Annotated in this window: 21 protein-coding genes; 12 read left to right on the top strand and 9 right to left on the bottom strand. The window is 69.1% G+C overall.

The annotated features are described in order from the left end of the window. Complete coding sequence (locus tag HUN08_RS09245) at positions 1–837, bottom strand: alpha/beta fold hydrolase (RefSeq protein ID WP_124246433.1); 837 nt, start codon at positions 835–837, stop codon at positions 1–3. 74 nt (positions 838–911) lie between these two features. Between HUN08_RS09245 and HUN08_RS09240 the strand changes: the two genes are divergently transcribed. The 4 genes from HUN08_RS09240 to HUN08_RS09225 are packed head-to-tail and all read left to right on the top strand — an operon-like array spanning position 912 to position 5,484. Next, complete coding sequence (locus HUN08_RS09240; RefSeq protein ID WP_124246432.1) at positions 912–1,391, top strand: FxsA family protein; 480 nt, start codon at positions 912–914, stop codon at positions 1,389–1,391. Between the two features lie 31 nt (positions 1,392–1,422). Beyond that, positions 1,423–3,087, top strand: a complete 1,665-nt coding sequence (locus tag HUN08_RS09235; protein WP_124246431.1) for an amidohydrolase — start codon at positions 1,423–1,425, stop codon at positions 3,085–3,087. Then, complete coding sequence (lnt, locus tag HUN08_RS09230) at positions 3,084–4,709, top strand: apolipoprotein N-acyltransferase (RefSeq protein ID WP_124246430.1); 1,626 nt, start codon at positions 3,084–3,086, stop codon at positions 4,707–4,709. Before HUN08_RS09235 ends, lnt begins: the two co-directional genes overlap by 4 nt. After that, positions 4,702–5,484: a polyprenol monophosphomannose synthase gene (locus tag HUN08_RS09225; protein ID WP_124246429.1), complete on the top strand. Its 783-nt coding sequence runs from the start codon at positions 4,702–4,704 to the stop codon at positions 5,482–5,484. Before lnt ends, HUN08_RS09225 begins: the two co-directional genes overlap by 8 nt. A 42-nt stretch (positions 5,485–5,526) precedes the next feature. Here HUN08_RS09225 and HUN08_RS09220 read toward each other — a convergent pair whose 3' ends face one another. Further along, complete coding sequence (locus tag HUN08_RS09220) at positions 5,527–5,862, bottom strand: RNA polymerase-binding protein RbpA (RefSeq protein WP_124246428.1); 336 nt, start codon at positions 5,860–5,862, stop codon at positions 5,527–5,529. 132 nt (positions 5,863–5,994) lie between these two features. Between HUN08_RS09220 and HUN08_RS09215 the strand changes: the two genes are divergently transcribed. The 3 genes from HUN08_RS09215 to HUN08_RS09205 are packed head-to-tail and all read left to right on the top strand — an operon-like array spanning position 5,995 to position 8,581. Then, positions 5,995–6,342 (top strand): hypothetical protein, encoded by a 348-nt coding sequence (locus HUN08_RS09215; protein WP_124246427.1) that lies wholly within the window; start codon positions 5,995–5,997, stop codon positions 6,340–6,342. After that, positions 6,339–7,154, top strand: a complete 816-nt coding sequence (locus HUN08_RS09210) for an adenylate/guanylate cyclase domain-containing protein (RefSeq protein ID WP_124246426.1) — start codon at positions 6,339–6,341, stop codon at positions 7,152–7,154. The genes HUN08_RS09215 and HUN08_RS09210 overlap by 4 nt, the downstream gene beginning before the upstream one ends. Beyond that, complete coding sequence (locus HUN08_RS09205; protein ID WP_124246425.1) at positions 7,151–8,581, top strand: peptide MFS transporter; 1,431 nt, start codon at positions 7,151–7,153, stop codon at positions 8,579–8,581. The genes HUN08_RS09210 and HUN08_RS09205 overlap by 4 nt, the downstream gene beginning before the upstream one ends. Positions 8,582–8,886: 305 nt before the next feature. On the opposite strand, the gene HUN08_RS09200 is transcribed toward HUN08_RS09205, so the two are convergent. The 3 genes from HUN08_RS09200 to HUN08_RS09190 form a co-directional block, all read right to left on the bottom strand. Then, entirely contained in the window at positions 8,887–9,510 is a 624-nt protein-coding gene (locus HUN08_RS09200; protein WP_124246424.1) for a hypothetical protein, read from the bottom strand. Between the two features lie 74 nt (positions 9,511–9,584). After that, entirely contained in the window at positions 9,585–10,298 is a 714-nt protein-coding gene (locus tag HUN08_RS09195; RefSeq protein WP_124246423.1) for a CPBP family intramembrane glutamic endopeptidase, read from the bottom strand. After that, positions 10,286–11,551 carry an Nramp family divalent metal transporter gene (locus tag HUN08_RS09190; RefSeq protein WP_124246422.1) on the bottom strand — a complete coding sequence of 422 codons (1,266 nt, stop codon included), beginning with the start codon at positions 11,549–11,551 and terminating at the stop codon, positions 10,286–10,288. Before HUN08_RS09190 ends, HUN08_RS09195 begins: the two co-directional genes overlap by 13 nt. Positions 11,552–11,616: 65 nt before the next feature. On the opposite strand from HUN08_RS09190, the gene HUN08_RS09185 reads away from it, so the two are divergent. Further along, the gene (locus HUN08_RS09185; protein WP_124246421.1) at positions 11,617–11,895 is read left to right on the top strand and encodes a hypothetical protein; all 279 of its coding nucleotides are present in this window, start codon (positions 11,617–11,619) and stop codon (positions 11,893–11,895) included. Between the two features lie 18 nt (positions 11,896–11,913). After that, positions 11,914–13,374, top strand: coding sequence for a wax ester/triacylglycerol synthase family O-acyltransferase (locus HUN08_RS09180; protein WP_124246420.1), 1,461 nt, complete (start codon positions 11,914–11,916; stop codon positions 13,372–13,374). A gap of 21 nt (positions 13,375–13,395) precedes the next feature. On the opposite strand, the gene HUN08_RS09175 is transcribed toward HUN08_RS09180, so the two are convergent. Next, the gene (locus HUN08_RS09175) at positions 13,396–14,436 is read right to left on the bottom strand and encodes an LLM class F420-dependent oxidoreductase (protein ID WP_124246419.1); all 1,041 of its coding nucleotides are present in this window, start codon (positions 14,434–14,436) and stop codon (positions 13,396–13,398) included. Between the two features lie 57 nt (positions 14,437–14,493). Here HUN08_RS09175 and HUN08_RS09170 point away from each other — a divergent pair, with 57 nt between their 5' ends. Next, the gene (locus HUN08_RS09170; RefSeq protein ID WP_124246418.1) at positions 14,494–14,910 is read left to right on the top strand and encodes a DUF3052 family protein; all 417 of its coding nucleotides are present in this window, start codon (positions 14,494–14,496) and stop codon (positions 14,908–14,910) included. Here HUN08_RS09170 and HUN08_RS09165 read toward each other — a convergent pair. Beyond that, positions 14,907–15,386, bottom strand: a complete 480-nt coding sequence (locus tag HUN08_RS09165) for a nuclear transport factor 2 family protein (protein WP_124246417.1) — start codon at positions 15,384–15,386, stop codon at positions 14,907–14,909. The two genes, HUN08_RS09170 and HUN08_RS09165, sit on opposite strands and share 4 nt — an antisense overlap. A gap of 7 nt (positions 15,387–15,393) precedes the next feature. Then, entirely contained in the window at positions 15,394–16,182 is a 789-nt protein-coding gene (locus HUN08_RS09160; RefSeq protein WP_124246416.1) for an SDR family oxidoreductase, read from the bottom strand. Positions 16,183–16,278: 96 nt separating this feature from the next. Between HUN08_RS09160 and HUN08_RS09155 the strand changes: the two genes are divergently transcribed. Then, positions 16,279–16,803 (top strand): hypothetical protein, encoded by a 525-nt coding sequence (locus tag HUN08_RS09155; RefSeq protein ID WP_124246415.1) that lies wholly within the window; start codon positions 16,279–16,281, stop codon positions 16,801–16,803. 4 nt (positions 16,804–16,807) lie between these two features. Here the strand turns inward: HUN08_RS09155 and HUN08_RS09150 are convergent, their stop codons facing one another. Beyond that, a complete protein-coding gene (locus tag HUN08_RS09150) occupies positions 16,808–18,106 on the bottom strand; it encodes an ammonium transporter (RefSeq protein WP_124246414.1) in 1,299 nt (432 codons plus the stop codon). 273 nt (positions 18,107–18,379) lie between these two features. On the opposite strand from HUN08_RS09150, the gene HUN08_RS09145 reads away from it, so the two are divergent. After that, complete coding sequence (locus tag HUN08_RS09145; RefSeq protein WP_124246413.1) at positions 18,380–19,564, top strand: CaiB/BaiF CoA-transferase family protein; 1,185 nt, start codon at positions 18,380–18,382, stop codon at positions 19,562–19,564. Positions 19,565–19,569: the final 5 nt, after the last annotated feature.

Below are 19,569 nucleotides of genomic sequence, written 5' to 3'. Positions count from 1 at the left end.
TTAGCTCGATTCCGCCCGCGCGACGATCGCCTCGGCCAGCTCCTGTGGGCGCTCCTCGGGAATCCAGTGGGAAGCCCCGTCGATCTGCACGAAATCGAAGGGTGCGTCGACGTAGCGCTGCGAATCGGTCGCCTGGGTCATGGCGAGGGCGAAGTCACGATCGCTCCACACCATCGTCGTCGGTACCGTCACCTTCCCGACCATGCTTTGCGGCGACGAGAGCGGAAGCGCGCGATACCAACCGAGGCCCCCGCGCAGCGCCCCGTCCGCGACGATCTCGCTGCGGAAGCGCGAGATCATCTCGTCGCTCATCCCCATCCGCCTCATCGGCGCCTGCGCCTGACGGGACTGCGAGGAGAGGACTCGCTCCGGGATGCCGGGGAATTGGAAGGCAAGCATGTACCACGACCGCAGGATCTGGTTGCTCTTGCCCATCGAGCGGATGAAGGCCATCGGATGCCCGACGGAAACGGCGGTCAGGCTCTTCACCCGGTCGGGATAGGCGGCCGCCGTGGCCCAGGCGGCCGCGGCGCCCCAGTCGTGGCCGACGACGTGGACGGGCCGGCCGACCTCGTCGATGAGCGCCCCGATGTCACCGGCCAGATGGGCCAGCGAGTAGGCCTTGCGGCCCTTCGGGCGCGCGCCAGGGGAGTATCCGCGCTGATCGGGCGCGATGGTGCGGAACCCGCGCTCGTGCAGAATCGGCGCGACCTTGTCCCACGACGTGGCGCGCTGCGGGAAACCGTGCAGTAGGACGATCGGCTCGCCGTCGGCCGGACCGGAGTCCCGCACGTCGAAGGTCAGGCCGTCGTTGGAGAACGTTGTGATGGAGGGCACGGATCCCCAAGGTAGTCGCTGTGGGAGCAAAATGGGCAACTGCGACGTTGAGTGAGTAGACGGAAGGAACCCCCATGCGGATTCGTTGGATCATTCTGCTGTACGTCGTGCTGGAAATCGCCGCCTTCGCGGGGTTGACCGCGTGGCTCGGCTTCGGCTGGGCGCTGCTGATCACCCTCGGCGCCGCGGTCGGCGGCTACGCATTCCTCGTCGCCCGCGGCCGCAGGGTGGTGGCCGACCTGGGCCGCGCGGCCCGCAACGAGATCCGGCCGACCGAGCCATTGCCCGACACGGCCCTGCTCGGCCTGTCGTCGGTACTCGTGATCCTGCCCGGCATCGTCACGACGGTGCTCGGCGTCGTGCTGATGGCCGGCCCGGTACGACGGGTGGCACGTCCCGTCGTCACCGCCTTCGGCGCCAAGCGCGTCGCCGGCCTGGTGTCGGCCGTGGGCACCCGTACCGTGTTCCTGGGCGGCGATGTCATCGACGGCGAGGTCGTCGACACGACCGACGGCACTCCCGTCTTCCAACGCCAACTGCCGCCCGCGCACTGAAGCGTTCTGCCGACACGGCAGACTTGACCCCATGTCTACGCAGCTGCTCCTCGGCGGCCGGATTCACACGCCCGCCAACCCGGACGCGACCGCGATGGCCGTTACCGACGGCGTCGTCGTGTGGGTCGGCTACGACGACGTGGGGCGCAGGATGCATCCCGGGGCGCAGATCATCGACCTCGAGGGCCGGTTCGTCGGACCGGGATTCGTCGACTCGCACGTTCATCTGACCGCGACGGGTCTCGCCGATGCCGGGCTCGACCTGTCCGGCGTCCACAGCCGGGCCGATCTCCTGCGGGTAGTGGCCCACCACGCGAGCGCGGTGTCGGCCGACGAGCTCGTCTGGGCGTTCGGCTGGGACGAGTCCACCTGGGACGACGCGGACTCCGACCAATGCCTGCCGCCGACCGTCGCGGAGATCGACGAGGCGGTCGGGCACCGACCCGCCTATCTGGTCCGCGTCGACGAGCACAGCGCATTGGCCTCCACGGCACTGCGCGCCCGGGCCGGCGACCTGCGCGGACTCGGCGGATTCGACGCCGACGGCCCGCTCACCGCCGACGCCCACCACCGCGTGCGCACGGCCGCGCAGGCCGCGCTCGGCGCCGACGAACGCGCCGCCGCGCGCCGACGTGCCCTGCACTCGATGGCCGCCCTCGGGGTGGTCGCAGTCCACGAGAACGGCGGCCCGGACATCGCCGGGCCGGCTGATTTCGCCGAGGTCCTCGCCCTCGACGCGCAGAATGTCGATCGCATCGGCGTCGAGATCGTCGGGCTGTGGGGGGAGGCGGCGACCAGCGTCGAACACGCCCGCAACCTCCTGTCGACCTCGCAGGCCCACGGCTTGGGCGGTGACCTCTTCGTCGATGGTTCGCTGGGCTCGCGCACGGCTTGGCTGTCGCAGCCCTATGCCGACGATCCGCGGACCGGCGGGAACCGCTATCTGGACACCGATGCCGTGTACGCCCATCTGCGCGCGCTGACCGAGCTGCGCCGACAGGCGGGTTTCCACGTGATCGGCGATGCGGCGATGACAGCGGTGACCGACGCATTGGCCCGCCTGACCGCCGAGATCGGCACCCCGGCCGTCGCCGCGTGCGCGCACCGCGTCGAACACGCCGAGATGGTGTCCGCGGATCAGGCGCGGATATTGGCCTCCTGCGGTGTGATCGCCGTGATGCAGCCCGCCTTCGACGCGGCGTGGGGTGGGCCGGGACAGTTGTACGAGCAGCGCCTCGGCGCGGCGCGGGCCGCCGCGATGAACGACTTCGCCGCACTGGCGAAAGCCGGGGTGGCGCTGGCCTTCTCGTCGGATTCACCGGTCACACCGGTATCCCCGTGGGCGACGGTCGGCGCCGCCGTCGGCCACCACCGACCCGAGTCGGCGATCTCGGCCCGAGCGGCATACGGCGCCTGCACCCGTGGCGGGTGGCGCGCCGCCGGGCGCAACGACGGGCTCACCGGCACGCTGGTGCCGGGGGCGCCGGCGAGCTATGCCGTCTTCGACGTCGACGAGCTCGTCGTCGCCGGTTCCGACGCGAAGGTGCAGCGGTGGTCCACCGATCCGCGATCACGGGTCCCCGCCTTGCCGGACGTCTCGCCGGGGGCGAAGGCACCCACGTGTGTGCGGACCGTGCATCGCGAGACGGTGCTGTACGACTCCGGTGCGCTCTCCCCGGCGGCGGGGGACGCATGACGAGGCTGATCCGACCGGCCGCGGCACTCGTCGCAGGGCTGGCGATGTGGGGAGCCTTCCCGCCGCGCAATCTGTGGTTCCTCGCGGTGGTCTCGCTGGGCGTCCTCGCCGTCGTCCTGGGCACCGGCGCCTTGCGGGTGCGCGACGGGGCCTACCTCGGATTCGTCTTCGGCCTCGGCTTCTTCGTACCGCTCCTGCCGTGGATCGGTGAATACGTCGGCCCGCTGCCGTGGCTCGCCTTGGCCGGGGTGCTCGCGGCGTACACCGCGGTGTTCGGCATGATCGGCACGCTGACCATGCGGCTGCCGTTGGCCCCGGTCTGGTTCGCCGCGAGCTGGACCCTGGTCGAGACCGTCCGGTCCATGTTCCCGTTCGGCGGGTTCCCGTGGGGGCGGGCGGCGTTCAGCCAGGCCGACGGGCCGTTGCTGCCGCTGGCGTCGGTGATCGGGACGACCGGGCTGTCGTTCGGCGTCGCGCTGTTCGGCGCCTCGGTCGCCTGGCTCTTCGTCTTGGGTATGCGGGCCTGGCGGCGCGATCCGCGGCCCGCCGACGAGGAGCCCCGCGTGTTGTCGGCCGGGGTGGTCACCGCCGTGGCGACGGTGCTGCTGGCCCTGGCGGCACCGCTGTCGGCCATCCTCGTCACCCCGACCAGCCTGGACCGGGTGTTGTCGCCGGCCTCGGCGCGCATCGCGATAGTCCAGGGCAACGTTCCGCGGCTGGGTCTGGAGTTCAACGCCCAGCGGCGGGCCGTGCTCGACTACCACGTGCGCGAAACCCTTCTGCTGGCCGCCGACATCGCCGCGGGACGCGTCGCCCAACCCGACTTCGTCGTCTGGCCGGAGAACGCCTCGGACATCTCCCCGGTGGACAACCCGGACGCCGCCGAACAGATCCAGCTCGCGGCCCGGGCGGTCAAAGCGCCGATCGTGCTCGGCACCATCCTCACCGACGGTGAGGGCAACCCGACCAACTCGGTGATCGTCTGGGACCCGCAACGCGGCATCGTCGACCGCTACGACAAGCACATCATCCAGCCCTTCGGCGAATACCTGCCGTGGCGCGGGTTCTTCCGGCACTTCTCCTCCTATGCCGACATGGCGGGAAACTTCACCCCCGGCCACGGCCCGTCGGTCGTCCGGATACCGACCCGTTCGGGCACCGTGGTCGCCGGGATCACGACGTGCTGGGAGGTCGCCTTCGACCGCGCCGCGCGTCACTCCGTCGAACAGGGCGCCCAAGTCCTCATCGTGCCGACGAACAACGCGACCTTCGGCAAGTCCGCGATGACCTACCAGCAGCTGGCCATGTCCCAGGTGCGCGCCGTCGAGGACGGCCGGTCGGTGCTCGTGGCCGCGACATCGGGGGTGAGTGCGATTATCGGCCCCGACGGCGCCGTCTCCGCGCGCACCGGGGTGTTCACCCCGGGAACGCTCGTCGATCGCGTCCCCCTGCGCACCGAGCGGACGCCGGCGAGCCGACTGGGCGGGGTGCCCGCGATCGTCGTGTGTGTTCTCGCACTGATGGCCTTTTTGGCGGCCCTGGCCACGCATACTAGATTCAGTCGGAAACCTCTGCGCGCCCCGTCGGTGCCCGGAGAGCAAGTGAAGGAGCTCGATGAGTAGCGATGGACAGGGTGCGTCGGCGCACGCGGTGGTCGGCACGGCAGGGGAGAACGCCCTCGTCGTCATCCCGACGTACAACGAGCGGGAGAACCTGCCGATCATCGTCGAGAGACTGCTGACCTCGCTGGGCGGCGTACACGTGCTCGTCGTCGACGATTCCAGCCCCGACGGCACCGGTGAGGTCGCCGACAAGCTCGCGGCCGAGGACGAGGCCGGGCGCATCCACGTCATGCACCGCACCGAGAAGGACGGCCTGGGTAAGGCCTATCTGGCCGGTTTCACCTGGGGATTGGCGCGCGACTACCGGGTTCTCGTCGAGATGGACGCCGACGGGTCGCATGCTCCCGAGCAACTGCACCGGCTGTTCGACGCGGTCAACGAGGGCGCCGGCCTGGTCATCGGGTCGCGGTACGTGCCGGGCGGTTCGACGGTGAACTGGCCCAAACGACGCGAGTTCCTCTCGCGCGGTGCGAACACCTACGCCCGGCTGGCCCTCGGATCGAAGATCCGGGACATCACCGCCGGATTCCGCGCGTATCGGCGCGAGGTTCTGGAGAGCTTCGACTTCGACGCCATCGACTCGGCCGGCTACTGCTTCCAGATCGACCTCGCCTGGCGGGCCATCCAAGGGGGATTCGTGCTCCGGGAGGTCCCGATCACGTTCACCGAGCGAGCCATCGGCGAGTCGAAGATGGACGGCGGAGTCATCACCGAGGCATTCCTGCAGGTGGCCCGGTGGGGGATGGACAGCCGCCTGGGGCGCGGGAAGAAATAGCCCGCACCCCGGGGCCGTCCGGTTGGACCTTACCGAAGGTCGTCAGCCGCGGCGGCGCTGCTTGAGGATGTCGAGGCGCTCGTTGAGCAGGACCTCGAGTTCCTCCTCGCTGCGGCGCTCCAGCAGCATGTCCCAGTGGGTGCGCGGCGGCTTGGCCTTCTTCTCCTCGGGGGCCGCTCCTTCGAGCAGGGTGCCCTCCATGCCGTTCTTGCACGGCCACTTCGAGGGGATCTCCGCGTCGTCGGCGAACGGGACGTCGAAGATCTCACCGTTGTCGGTCTTGTATTGGACGATGCGGCGCGGGGCCAGATCGTGGTCGCGATCAGTCTCGTAGCTGACTGCTCCGAGTCGGCTTCCGCGAAGTACTCGATCCGCCATGGTGGCTTCCTCTCCCAAAGTGTGCGTGCGCGACCTCCCAGTCTACGCGAGTCGCAACGCACCCGATCCGCGCGCTGTCACGGCGGCGTCGGTACCGACTCCGCGCTATCGCATCGGGTAGCGTTGGCGACCATGACGGCCGGGACCGCACAGCGACGAGAACGCCAGGTCGCGTGCGCGTGGTGCGGCCGCGAGATCGTCGACGCGACGACGCTGGGGCGTCGCCGCAAGTACTGTCGACGGTCCTGCCGCCAGCGGGCCTACGAACAACGAACGCTCACCGCGGGCACCGCTATTCCCGAAGACGCCGTGATCATGCGGCCCGAAGAGGTCCGCGACCTGGCCGACCGGCTGTTCGAACTGCGCTGCGCGGCCGAGGACATGGCAACGGCGGTACGCGAAGAGGCCGACGCGACGGAGCTGGGGGGCCTGGCGCAGACTCTCGTCGACTTGGCCGTGGCGGCGGAACGCCTGCGATGAGTGCCGCGCAGACCCCGAAACCGAAGAAGAAGGCGCCGGCTCCGACGGACGCCTCTGTCGCCCGTCGCGCCGCCGACCTGATCGCCCGCACCGATTCCAGCGAGGGCGCGGTGTCGTTGGCCCGTGCGGCGCGCAATCTGATCCCCGAACCCGTGACGGGTGCCGCCGAGCGGCCCAGCGATCGGATCGCCCGGCTGATCGAGCAGGCCCACGGCGAGCAGCCCAGCGCGATGCGCGAACTCGGTCTGGCGGGCGTCGAGATCTGGCAGACGCTGACCCGTCGTCGCAAGGCGGTCGGGGAGCGGATCGATCGCGCGGTTCCCGCCACGATCATGTTCACCGACCTGGTCAGTTTCTCCACGTGGGCGCTACACGCCGGCGACGACCACGTCCTGGCGCTGATCCGCGCCGTCGACGAGGCGACCGCCGCCGTGGTCCGGCGCCGCGGCGGACAGGTCGTCAAGAATCTCGGCGACGGGACCATGGCGGTCTTCGTCGACGCGGAGCAGGCCATCCTCGCGGCCTTCGAGACCATCACCGCGGTCAACGCCGTCGAGGTCGACGGCTACCGTCCGCAACTGCGCGTCGGCCTGCACACCGGAATGCCCCGGTCGGTCGGCGACGACTTCCTCGGCGTCGACGTGAATATCGCCGCCCGCGTCGGGGCGGCCGCCGGGTCCGGCGAGGTCTACATCAGCCAGGCGGTCGTCGACCAGGTGGATCCCGAGCGCTTCGTCCTGCGCCGCAAGAGGTTTCGCGCGAAGGGTGTGCCGAAAGGCCTGCTCGTCTTCTCCGTCGTCCCCAAACTGTGAACCGCCGGTTCTTCGGCCACCCTTGGGGTCTCGCGACCCTGTTCAGCGTCGAGACGTGGGAGCGCTTCTCCTTCTACGGCATGCAGGCGATCCTCGCCTACTACCTGTATTTCTCGGTCGCCGACGGCGGGCTGGGGCTGCCGAAGTCGTCGGCCGTGAGCATCGTCGGCGCCTACGGGGGCTTGGTCTACCTGTCGACGATCGTCGGCGCATGGCTCGCCGACCGCGTCCTCGGCCCGGAACGCACCCTGTTCGGCGGCGCGGTGGTCATCATGATCGGTCACCTCTGCCTGGCACTGATACCGGGTGTCGCGGGGGTCGGTGCCGGGCTCGTCGCAGTCGCATTCGGCAGCGGGGCGCTCAAGACGAGTTCCACCGTCATGGTGGGGCAGCTCTACGCGCCCGACGATCGACGTCGCGACGCGGGTTTCTCGCTGTACTACATGGGAGTCAACATCGGCGGATTCCTCGGACCACTGGTGACCGGCGCGGCGCAGAGTCGCGTCGGCTTCCATCTGGGATTCGGTCTGGCCGCGATCGGCATGGCGCTCGGCCTCGCCGGCTACATAGCGATGCGTCGTCAACTCGGCGGCATCGGCGTGGAGGTCGCCAATCCGCTGCCGCGCGACCAACGGCGCCGGTGGATCGCCGTTGCCGCCGGGGTCGTCGGCGCCGTCGTACTCGCCACCGTCCTCGGCTGGCTGCGGGCGTCGAATCTCGCCACCGTTGTCGCCGTGGTGACGTCGCTGGCGGCCATCGCCTACTTCGCGCACATCCTGCGAAGCCCGCTCATCTCGCCCGGCGAGCGCAGGCGCGTCCTCGCGTTCCTCCCGCTGTTCGGTGCGTCGGTGGTGTTCTGGGCCCTGTACCAGCAGCAATTCACGACCATCGCCGTGTACGCGGACTCTCGGCTGAATCGGAGGGTGTTCGGGTGGGAGGTGCCCGCCGCGTGGGTGCAGTCGATCAACCCCGTGCTGGTCATCGTGTTCGCCGGGGTGTTCGCCGCGATGTGGACGGCATTGGGGCCGGCGCAACCGTCGGCACCGGCGAAGTTCGCGATCGGGACGTCGTTGATGGGGGTCGCGTTCCTGTGTTTCCTGCCGATGGCCGGGGGCGGTCCGGGAAGCGCCCCGATCCTCGGGCTGGTGGGGATCCTGGCGCTGTTCACCTTCGCCGAGCTCATGCTCTCGCCCGTCGGGCTCTCCTTGGCCACGCGGGTAGCGCCCCGCGCATTCCAGTCGCAACTGGTGGCGCTGTTCTTCCTCTCCGTGGCCCTGGGATCGGCGCTATCCGGGGTGTTGGCCGGCAAATACGACGAGCACCACGAGACGCCCTTCTTCCTCACCCTCGGTGTCGCCTCGCTGGTCACCGGAGCGCTCGTCGGTGCCGCCGTGCCGTGGATCAACGCGCGGATGCGCGATGGGTAGCGCGCCTTCTCGGCTAGCGCGGTCTCGATACGCCTTCTCGGCTAGCGCCTCGAAGGCACTCGACCACCGTCTACGGCACTCGACCGCCGTCTACGGCACTCGACCACCGTCTACGGCACTCGACCACCGTCTTCGACACTCGACCACCGTCGCCGGTCGGCGACCACCATCTTCGGCACTCGACCACCGTCGCCGGTCGTTCGCCCACATTTGGGTGGTCGAGTCGATTCGAGGCGCTAGCCGAGAAACGGTATCGAGACCCGGTGAGGTGCTAGGCCAGCGCGCTCACCATCGCGCGAATGAAGCTACTTCTCGACCGGAGCGTCGGAGTGGGCGGCGGCCTGCGCGGCCCGGATCTTCCGTCCGCGCATCTTGTACTTGACGATGTAATACACGATCACCAGGCCGATCACGCCGCCGATGATGGCGCCCACGAGGGTCGCGCCTTGGAAGCCGATGATCCCGTTGAGCGTGTTCTTCGCCTCCCAGGCCGGGCCGGGAGTGGTCGGGTTGCTGGTGTTGACGGCCAGGGTGAGCAGGTTGGGGATGGCGAAGACGATCCCGACCAGCAGGAACACGACGCCGATGGTGTGCTTGAGCTTGTCCCAGGAGGCGACGGCCATGGCCAGGCACACGATGGGGACCAGCGTGAACACCACACCGAAGACGACACCCCAGGTCAGACCGTGGCCGCCGGTGAAGTCGCGGACGAAATCGGCCCACTGGCGCGGCACTACGGAGCGCAGGACGAAGTAGAGGACGATCAAGACGGCGACGCCGATGAGGGCGAGCAGCGCCCGTTTGATGATGCTGCTCACCGTGGCGCCGAAGCTCTTGCGCTTCGGCTCCTCGACCGCGTTCTGTTCTCCGGTCGGGGTGGGAAGAGTCGGGTCGCCCGGGGTCGGCACGGTGTTCTCGTCGTTGCTCATGAGAGTTACTGTGGCACACCTTCACCGAGTTTGTGGTTCAACGCCCACCCCGTGTCGCCGGTGCGCCTCACCGCCTACAAACGCCAGGCCAGCGCGGCGCCGAGGGCTCCGGTGGCGTTGAGCGCCCAGTGCAGCGCGATGGGCGTCAGGAGACTGTCGGTCTTGTACCGCAGCCACCCGAAGACAAGGCCGGCCACGGTCGTCGCCACGACGGAGAGGACCACCCCGGCGATCCGGCCGAAATCACCCCCGCCGAACACCTCGTGCAGGCCCTTGTTCCCGCCGGCGAGGTTCAGTGAGGAGAGGATGTGCCAGAGGCCGAAGAGGATGGCGCCGACGCCGAGCGACACCGGAACCGACCAGGTCCGCATCAACGATCCCTGCAGGACGCCGCGAAACAACAGCTCCTCGGGCAGGACGGTCTGGAAGGGGATGACGACGAAGGCGGCGAAGAGTGCGGTGCGTCCCGATCGCCAGCGGTCGTCGAGGAAGAATTCGCGCAGCGGCCCGATGGCCACCGCGACGGCGATGATCAAGACCACGACCGCCACGACGACCCCGGCCCAGGGCAGGCCCTTGCGCAGTTGGGAGGGCGTGACGCCGAGGTCGTGCCATTTCAATCCGCTGATCAGCGCAGCCGCACCGAGCAGCACGGCCGTCGTGGGGATGACGAGGAAGACGGCTCGGCCGTGGCCGTAGTGGGCGATCAGGTTGGCGCTGGCGATGACGAAGACGATCGTCGCGATCAGCGCCGGATGAATGCGGTCGATCGCCGCTACGTGATCCATCCAGCGATGGTATCCGCCAGCAGGTAGACGTTGAGGACGATGATCACGGTGGTGACGACGGCCATCGCCACGGTGGTGAGCGGGCGGTTGGCCAGCGCACCCATGACGTCGCGGCGCCGGCTGAGCAGCAGCAGCGGCACCAGGGCGAAGGGGATGCCGAACGAGAGGACGATCTGCGAGAAGATCAGAGCCTGGGTGGTGTCGATCCCGAGGGCCAGCAGGAGCAGCGCGGGCGCCATGGTGATCGCGCGGCGCAGGTAGACCGGCAGGCGCAGACGCATGAACCCGCTCATGACGACCTGGCCCGACTGCGTGCCGACACTCGACGAGGACAATCCCGACGCGAGTAGTGCGACCGCGAAGGCGAGCGCCGCGCCGCCGCCGAGGAGGGTGCCCAGCTCGTGGTGGACCTGCTGGAGGTCGGAGACCTCCGATCCGCCCCCGCGGTGGAAGAGGGAGGCCGCGATCGCCAGCATCGCCAGGTTGATCAGGCCGGCGACCCCGAGGCCGATGAGGCAGTCGGCGCGGTTGTACCGCAGCAGGGTCTGTCGATCGGCGTCGGTGTCGGCGGAGATGCGGTTCTGGTGCAGGGCCGAATGCAGGTAGACGACGTGCGGCATGACGGTGGCCCCGATGATTCCGACGGCCAACGCGGGGGCGCCGGCACCGGACAGGTCGGGGATCAGGCCGTGCATCAGTTCTCGCGGGGGATAGTCGCCGGCCCGGATCACGAGGTAGCCGAACCCGGCCGCGACCAACCCGAGCAGCGCGATGATGGCCAGCTCGAAGGCGCGGAAACCCCGGTTGCGCAGGGCGAGGATGGCAAAGGAGAGCACCGCGGTGACGATCCCGGCGGGCAGCATCGGCATGCCGAACAGGAGGTTCAGCGCGATCGCGGCCCCGACGAACTCCGCGAGATCGGTCGCCATGGCAACGATCTCGGCCTGGACCCACAGCATGACGTTGGTGCGCCGGCCGTATTCGCGGCGGCACAGTTCGGGGAGGTTGAGGCCGGTGGCCAGGCCGAGTTTGGCCGACAGGTACTGCACGAGCATCGCCATCACGTTGGCCATCACGACGACCCAGACCAGCTGGTAGCCGTATCCCGACCCGGCTGCGAAGTTCGTGGCGAAGTTTCCCGGGTCGATGTAGGCCACCGCGGCGACGAAGGCGGGTCCGAGCATGAGGAGCATCGAGCGGCGGCGGCCGGTGCTGCGCAGTTCGCCCACCGTCAACTCTGTTGTGACACCCATACGGTCATGCTAACAAAGAGTTTCGGTCACCCGAAACATTGGGTCGGTGGCAGACTCGACATGTCATGAACGCCTTCGACGACGCCGAACTCGAGCGCTACTACCGGCAGATCGAGGCCCGTACGAGCGGTGCCTCCGCGCGGCGGCGCGCGGTCCGTGACGAGGCCGCCGATCGACCGGCCGTGCAGGAGTGCCCGACTCCGGACAAGACCGCCTACGACGACCAGGACGCCGCCTGGCTGGCCGTCGCCGTGATGCGCGCCGGGCGGCTGCGGACTCCCGATCTCGACGTATACCGCTGTCGCTGCGGCCTGTGGCATATCACCAGTCGACGCGAGCACTGACGATTAGGCTTTGGCGTCATGGAACGCCTGAGCGGGCTCGACGCGAGCTTCCTCTACCTCGAGACCCCCGAGCAGCTGATGCACGTCTGTGCGGTCTTCGTGCTCGACCCGTCGACCATCCCGGGCGGTTATGACTTCGCCAAGTTCCGGGACGCGCTGGAGGTCGCGATCGCCGACATTCCGCAGTTCACGCGCAAGGTGCAGAAGGTCCCGATGGAGATCGCCCACCCGGTGTGGGTGCACGACCGCCATTTCGACATCAACCGGCACGTCCACCGCGTCGCGCTGCCGGGCGACGGCGGATTCGCCGAATTGGCGCAGCTGTGCGATCACCTTGCCTCGCTGCCCGTCAACCGCAAGCACCCGCTGTGGGAGCTGTGGGTGATCGAGGGGTACCGCGACGTCGGCCGCGGACCCGAGGAGACGCGCGTGGCGGCCGAGGACGCGGCCGACAAGATCGTCGTACTCATCAAGATGCACCACGCCACGGTCGACGGCGCGTCGGGTGCGAGCATCGTCTCGCACCTCTGCTCGCTCGACCCCGATTCGGTGCCGGTTTCCGTCCTCACCGGGGAGGGGCGCACATCGACGGGCGACGAGCGGGAGCAGGGATCGTTGGAGATCTTCGGCCGCGGCGTCGCCGCCGCGCTCCTGCGACCGCTGAGCCTGGGCCGCGTGGTGCAGCCGACGGTCGACCTCGTGGTGCAGACGGTCGATCGGATACGGCGCGGCACGGCGATGGCGCCGCCGTTCAAGGCGCCGCGGACCCCGTTCAACGGCAACATCACCGGGCAGCGGGCGATCGGGCTGGCCGACATGCTCCTCGACGATTTCAAGGAGATCCGGCGGATCAGCGGCGCGACCGTCAACGACGTGGTGCTCAGCGTCGCCGGTGGCGCGTTGCGCTCCTATCTGTCCGACCACGACGAATTGCCCGACGCGCCGCTCCTGGCCACGGTGCCGGTTTCGGTGCGCGAGGAGACCCAGCGGGCCGAGGGGATGAACAAGGTCTCGGCGTTGTTCGCCCGCCTCGGCACCGACATCGCCGACCCGTGGGAACGGCTGACGTCGATGGCCGAGGCGAATCGCAACGCCAAGGATCACCAGAAGGCGATCCCGGCCGACGCGCTGCAGGACTGGGCCGAGTTCGCCCCGCCGCGCACCTTCGGCCTGGCCATGCGCACCTATGCGGCACTGCGGATCTCCGAGCGCGGACCGGTGGTCCACAACCTGGTCATCTCCAACGTGCCCGGTCCGCCGATGCCGCTGTACTTCATGGGGGCGAAGATCGACGCGCTCTATCCGTTGGGGCCGATCTTCCACGGCGCCGGGTTGAACATCACGGTGCTCTCCAACAACGGCGTCGTCCACGTCGGCGCGATCGCCTGCCCGGAGGCGGTGCCCGATCCGGAGCGCCTCGTGGACTATTTCCCCCGCGAGCTGGCGCGCCTCAAGGCCGCCGCCGAGGCGCACCTCTGAGAGGTCGCCGCCGGGAACCCGTCAGGCGCGGCCCACGACGTCGGCGAGCTGGTCGATCTGCTCCACCGAGCGGGCCGTCACCAGCATGGTGGTGACACCGGCCGCCTCCCACTCGCGGACCTTCGCGCGGACGTGGTCGACATCGCCGACGATGGCCGAGTCCTCGACGACCGCGTCCGGAATGATCGCCGCCGCCTCGTCTTTGCGGTTGTTGCGGAACAGGGCGGTGACCTCGTCCACCACGTCGGCGTACCCGGCCCGGCGGTAGACCTCGGCGTGGAAGTTGGTGTCCTCGCTGCCCATCCCGCCCATGTAGAGGGCGAGGAACGGCTTGATCGCGGCCATCGACGCTTCCCGGTCGTCGGTGATGACGATTTGGGCGGTCGCGCAGATCTCGAAATCCTCGCGGCTGCGCCGGGCGCCGGGACGCGCGAATCCCTCGTCGAGCCATTCGTTGTACATGTCGGCCAGCCGCGGCGTGTAGAAGATCGGCAGCCATCCGTCGGCGATCTCGGCCGCCAGTGCGATGTTCTTCGGTCCCTCGGCGCCCAGGTAGATCGGGATGTCCGACCGCAGGGGGTGGACGATCGGCTTGAGCGGCTTGCCCAGCCCACTGGTGCCCTCACCGGTCAACGGGAGGGGATAGTGCGGGCCGGCGTTGGTCACCGGCGCCTCGCGGGCCCAGACCTGCCGCATGATGTCGACGTATTCGCGGGTGCGGGCCAGGGGCTTGGGGAAACGCTGGCCGTACCAGCCCTCCACTACCTGCGGTCCGGACACTCCGAGCCCGACGATATGCCGGCCACCGGAGAGATGGTCGAGTGTCAGGGCCGCCATCGCGCAGGCGGTCGGCGTGCGGGCCGAGAGCTGCAGGACCGAGGTGCCCAGGCGCACGCGCTGCGTCTCCCGCCCCCACCACGCCAGCGGGGTGTAGGCGTCGGAGCCCCACGCCTCGGCGGTGAAGACGGCGTCGAATCCGGCCGCCTCGGCGGCGGCCACCAGCTCGCCGTGATTCTCGACGGGGCCTTTGCCCCAGTAGCCCAGTTGTAGACCAAGTTTCATAAGGGCAACCTACCCGGAGTGCGATCGGTATGTTCAAGCTCTCTGACAGGAGACGCCATGACCGCCTCGTCCGGCTATTCGGGCACCCCGCTCGCACGCAAGCTCGGCATCAAGCCGGCGAGCACACTGTGCGTGGTCAACGCGCCGGACGACTATGCGGCGCTCGTCGCGCCGCTGCCCGACGGCGTGCTGATCACATCCCAGTTCGACGCCGGGACCGACCTCGTCCACGCCTTCGTCACGGAACGGGAAGAACTCGCCGAGATCCTCACTTCGACCCGCGAACGCCTGCGCGACGACGCGGTGCTCTGGGTGTCGTGGCCGAAGAAGGCGTCGAAGGTTCCGACCACGGTGACCGAGGACGTCGTGCGCGAGCTGGGCCTGCCGCTCGGCTTCGTCGACGTCAAGGTCTGCGCGGTGGACGCGGTGTGGTCGGGGCTGAAGCTCGTCGTGCGCAAAGAACTGCGGCGCTAGTCGGCCCAGCGGTTGGCGATCAGCTTCATCCCGGTGCCGCTCATCGGCGTCACCGCCTCGTAGAGGCGGTAGTACTCGGTGCGGCTGATGCACCACTCGCCGTCGATCCGGGCGTAGCGGTCCGTGTAGTACGACGTTCCGGTGATCACCGTGTCGAAATCCGGGACGATGACGACATCCGACATGGACCAGCTGCCCGTCGCGGTGTCGCCGTCGACGGCGATCTCGGGGTTTCCCAGCGTGTGCACGGTGACGATGCTGCCGCGCAGTGACTCGCGCATGTAGTCGACGATGGCCTCGCGACCGTCGAAATGCAGCGGTTCGCCCTGGCTGACGGTGCCGTACCGGGCGGTCGCATCGGGCGCCAGGGTCGAGCCGAATTCCTCCCACAGCCGGTTGTCCAGGCAGCGCCCGTAGCGGTGCTTCAAGGTGACGATGTCGTGGATGTCGCCGAGGACGGCGGGGTCGGTGCTCATGGCCTGCTCACAGATCGGGGATGGGGAGGTCGAAGTTGGGCTGCAGGAGCCCGCCGTCGACCTGGAGGACGGAGCCGGTCAGATAGGAGCCGGCGGGGGAGGCGAGGTACAGGGCGGCGGCAGCGATCTCGTCGGGTCGGCCCAGCCGTTGCAGTGGCGTCAACTTCTCGATGGCGCCGCGCATATCGTCGTTGCTGGCGACGTAGTCGAGTGCGGAGGTGAGGATGGCGCCGGGTGCGATGGCGTTGACCCGGATCCGCGGGTTGAGGTCGAGCGCGGCCAGCCGCGTGTAGTGGGCCAGCGCGGCCTTGACCGTTCCGTATGCCGCATATCCGCGGCCCGGGAGCCGTCCGACGGCCGACGTGATGTTGATGACCGAACCGCCGTCGGGATTCGCGAGTAGGTGCGGCACGGCGGCGACGAGGATTTCGTGGGCCACGGTGACGTTGAAGTGGAAAGCACGGTCGAGGTCCTTGCCTCGCGTGTCCGCCAGCGGCTTCGGCATGGCGCCGCCGACGTTGTTGACGAGGACGTCGAGGCGGCCGAATTCCTCGATTGCGGCGTCGACCAGGAGATTCGGCTCGGCGACGGAGAGATCGGCGGCGATGGCGAGTGGTTTGCGCCCGGCGTCACGGATCGCCCCGGCGACGGATTCGAGGTCGTCGGCGGTGCGCGCGGAGATGACGACGTCGGCACCGGCCTGCGCGAATCCGACGGCGATGGCGGCGCCCAGGCCGCGTCCGGCGCCGGTCACGATTGCGGTCTTGCCGTCGAGGCGGAAGAGGTCGAGGATCACAGATCCCAGTAAACAAGACACCTGTCCAGGCCGCGGCCGTTCCCACGATTCCCCCGACGGCGGGCCGAAGGAGTGGTGAACCATTAGGCTTTGCGCATGTCAACCAGCGTCGAAGTCATCGCCGGCGACGAATGCGTCTGCCCGTGCCATCGCGACCCGTCGATCCACCACGTCGTGGCTTGTTGCGCCGACTGCGCGGATTGCTCGACGCGGGTCGTCACCGCCGCGCTTCCCGACCACCAGCCCACGCGGTGCGCGGGCTTCCGGTCGGGTCGCCTGGCCCTGCGGGTGGACGCGGGTGTCTGCCTGGTGGCCGGGGTGGCGGTCGTCATCGCGGCCCTCGTCGCGCACAGCACCGTGCCGACGGCGGTCGCCGTCGTGCTCGGCATCGTGGTGGCGGCGTGGGGGATCGGCCTGTGGTTCGCGCCGACTCGCTCGCCGCTGCGCGCGGTCCTCGCCGTCGTGACCGCGGTGAACCTCGTCGCGGCGCTGGCCCTGCTGGTCGTCGCCATCGTCGCATCCGACGGCGGATTGCGCCTGGTCAGCCTGATCGCGGCGGTGGTGGTGGCGCTCTTCGCGCTGTGGGATGTGCTCGCGCTGCGCAAGACCCAGGCCCGGTAGCCGCCTACCGGAGTACGTGGAAGTCGTAGGCCGACTCGGCGTGCTGGGCGTCGTCGATGCCGTCGGCCTCCTCCTGCCGGTCGGCGCGCAATCCGATGGTCCGCTTCAGCACCAACCCGATGAGTGCCGTCACGACGGCCGCATAGGCGGTGACGACGACAACGGCGACGACCTGCCGCCACAATTGGTCGAACCCGCCGCCGTAGAAGAGGCCGTCGACCCCTCCGGGCGTCGACTTGCTGCCGACGAGGCCGATCATCAGCATGCCGACGACACCGCCGACGAAGTGCACGCCGACGACGTCGAGCGAGTCGTCGTAGCGCCACCGGAACTTGAGCTCGATGGCGACCGAGCTCACCGCTCCGGCCACCGCGCCCACCGCGAGGGCGCCGATCGGGGTCACGGCACCGCAGGCCGGGGTGATGGCGACGAGGCCGGCGATCACGCCCGAGGCGGCGCCGAAAGACGTGGGATGCCCGTGGCGGACCTGTTCGACGATCAGCCAGGCCACCATCGACGCGGCTCCGGCGCCCAGTGTGTTGACCGCGATCATCGCCGCCGACCCGTTGGCGGCCAGCGCGGATCCGGCGTTGAAGCCGAACCAGCCGAACCACAGGAGCCCGGCGCCGATCATGACGAACGGCAGGTTGTGCGGCCGCATCGGGTCCTTCGGCCAGCCGTTGCGGCGGCCCAGCAGCAGGGCGAGCATCAGCGCCGACGCGCCCGAGTTGATCTCGACGACCGTGCCGCCGGCGAAGTCGAGGGCGCGCAGATGTGAACTGATCCAGCCGCCGTTGGGCTCGGTCAGGCCGGGGGTCGCGAAGACCCAGTGCGCTACCGGCAGGTACACGAAGACCGACCACAGCGCCGCCAACGCGATCCATGCCTTGAACTGCATGCGGTCGGCCACCGCGCCCGCGATCAGGGCGACGGCGACCATCGCGAAGCCCGCCTGGAAGGCGACGAACAGGATGGCCGGAATGGTGCCGACGACGGGGGTCTGCGACGCGCCCCCGGCGGAGAATCCACCGAAGGTGCCGTTCAGTCCCGGAAAGCTGGTGAGGTCGCCGATGAGCCCGCCGTGGTCCTTGCCGAACGCCAGCGAATAGCCGAAGGCGACCCAGATGACCCAGACCACCGGTATCGAGGTCAGGCACATCATCATCATGTTCAGGACGCTCTTGGAGCGGACCATTCCGCCGTAGAACAGGCCCAGCGCCGGTGTCATGAGGAGCACCAGCGCGAAGGCGACGAGCATCCAGGCGGTGTCGGCGCCGTTCGGCGCGGCATGGTGGGGAAACACGGCCGTCCAGCCTTTCCGTTGGGACGAAAACTGTCGCTGAGCGTAGGCCGACGACCGACCCTTGCCGTTACGCGGATGTTAACGGCGTGTGCACTCGGACAAATCGGACATGCGTGACGGGCGGCCGCCGGGCCGTGTGAAACGCGTCTGCCGGGGCGGTCGCACCGCTTCGGAAAACGTGAATAAGCCCTTGCAAACAAGGCAATTGATACCCCTTGTGACCCGCGTTAAGTTCACCCGTATCTGTGATCTACCAGCACCAGAAACGGGACGATGAACGACTCACCGCGATCCGAGACCCCCGCATTGCCGACCGATGACCTGCCACTGTCGGGAATCACCGTGGTGGAACTGGGCGACAGTGCGTCGGCGCCGTTCGCCGGTCACGTGCTGGCCGGGCTCGGCGCGCAGGTGTGGAAGGTCGAGCGCCCGACCGGAGACTCGTCGCGCAGCTGGGGGCCGAGCCAATGGCGCGGCGACGGTGCCGCCTTCCACGCCATCAACCGGGGCAAGCGGATGGTCCGGATCGACATCAAGGACCCGGCCGAGCTGGCGAAGCTGCACCGGCTGATCGTCGAGCACGCCGACGTCTTCGTGCACAACCTCCGTCCGGGCACCTCCGCCAAGTACGGTCTGGACGCGGCGACGCTGCGTGCGGCGAAGCCGTCGCTGATCCACTGCGAACTCGGCGCCTTCGGCCATGTCGGGCCGCTGAACGCCGAACCCGGCTACGACCCGTTGATGCAGGCCTTCGCCGGCATCATGTCGCTCACCGGCGAGGCCGACGGCCCGGCGGTGCGCGCCGGGGTCTCGATCGTCGACTTCGGAACCGGCATGTGGTCGGTGATCGGCATCCTCGCCGCACTGGTCCGACGAGATCGCAGCGATGCCGGTGCCAGCGTTAACAGTTCATTGCTGGAGACCGCGATCGCGTGGAACACCATCGCCATCGCCGGCTACAACGCGGACGGCAACCCCGGTGCGCGGCACGGATCGGGCGTCTCGTTCATCGTTCCGCACCGCGCGTTCCCCACCTCCGACGGCGATCTCATCGTCAGTTGCGCCAACGACGAACTCTTCGCCAAACTGGCCGCCGCCCTCGGGCACCCCGAATGGGCGCGGGACCCGGGGCTGGCGACGAATGCGGCCCGCCTGGAGAACCGCGGCGAATGTGAGCGCCTGATCGGCGAGGTGCTGCTGACGGATACGCGGGCGCGATGGCGCGACGTGCTCAGCGCCTCCGGGATCCCCGCCGCGGACGTGCAGACGACACCCGAGCTGGTCGCCCACGAGCAGACCGCCGCCCTGGAGATCATCGGCACCCCGAGCGACGACGACGGCGACATCGGCACCGTCGGCATGCCGCTCTCCTTCGACGGAGTGCGGCCCGCCGCCCTGCATTCCGCGCGTGCAATCGGCGCCGACGACGATGCGCTGAATCGCCTGTTGAGGAGCTAATTTCG

Origin of the sequence: Gordonia sp. X0973 (assembly GCF_013348785.1) — a bacterium.
Classification (GTDB): Bacteria; Actinomycetota; Actinomycetes; order Mycobacteriales; family Mycobacteriaceae; genus Gordonia.
The sequence above is the reverse complement of the archived record's forward strand: the minus strand, read 5'-3'. Positions and strand labels throughout refer to the sequence as shown.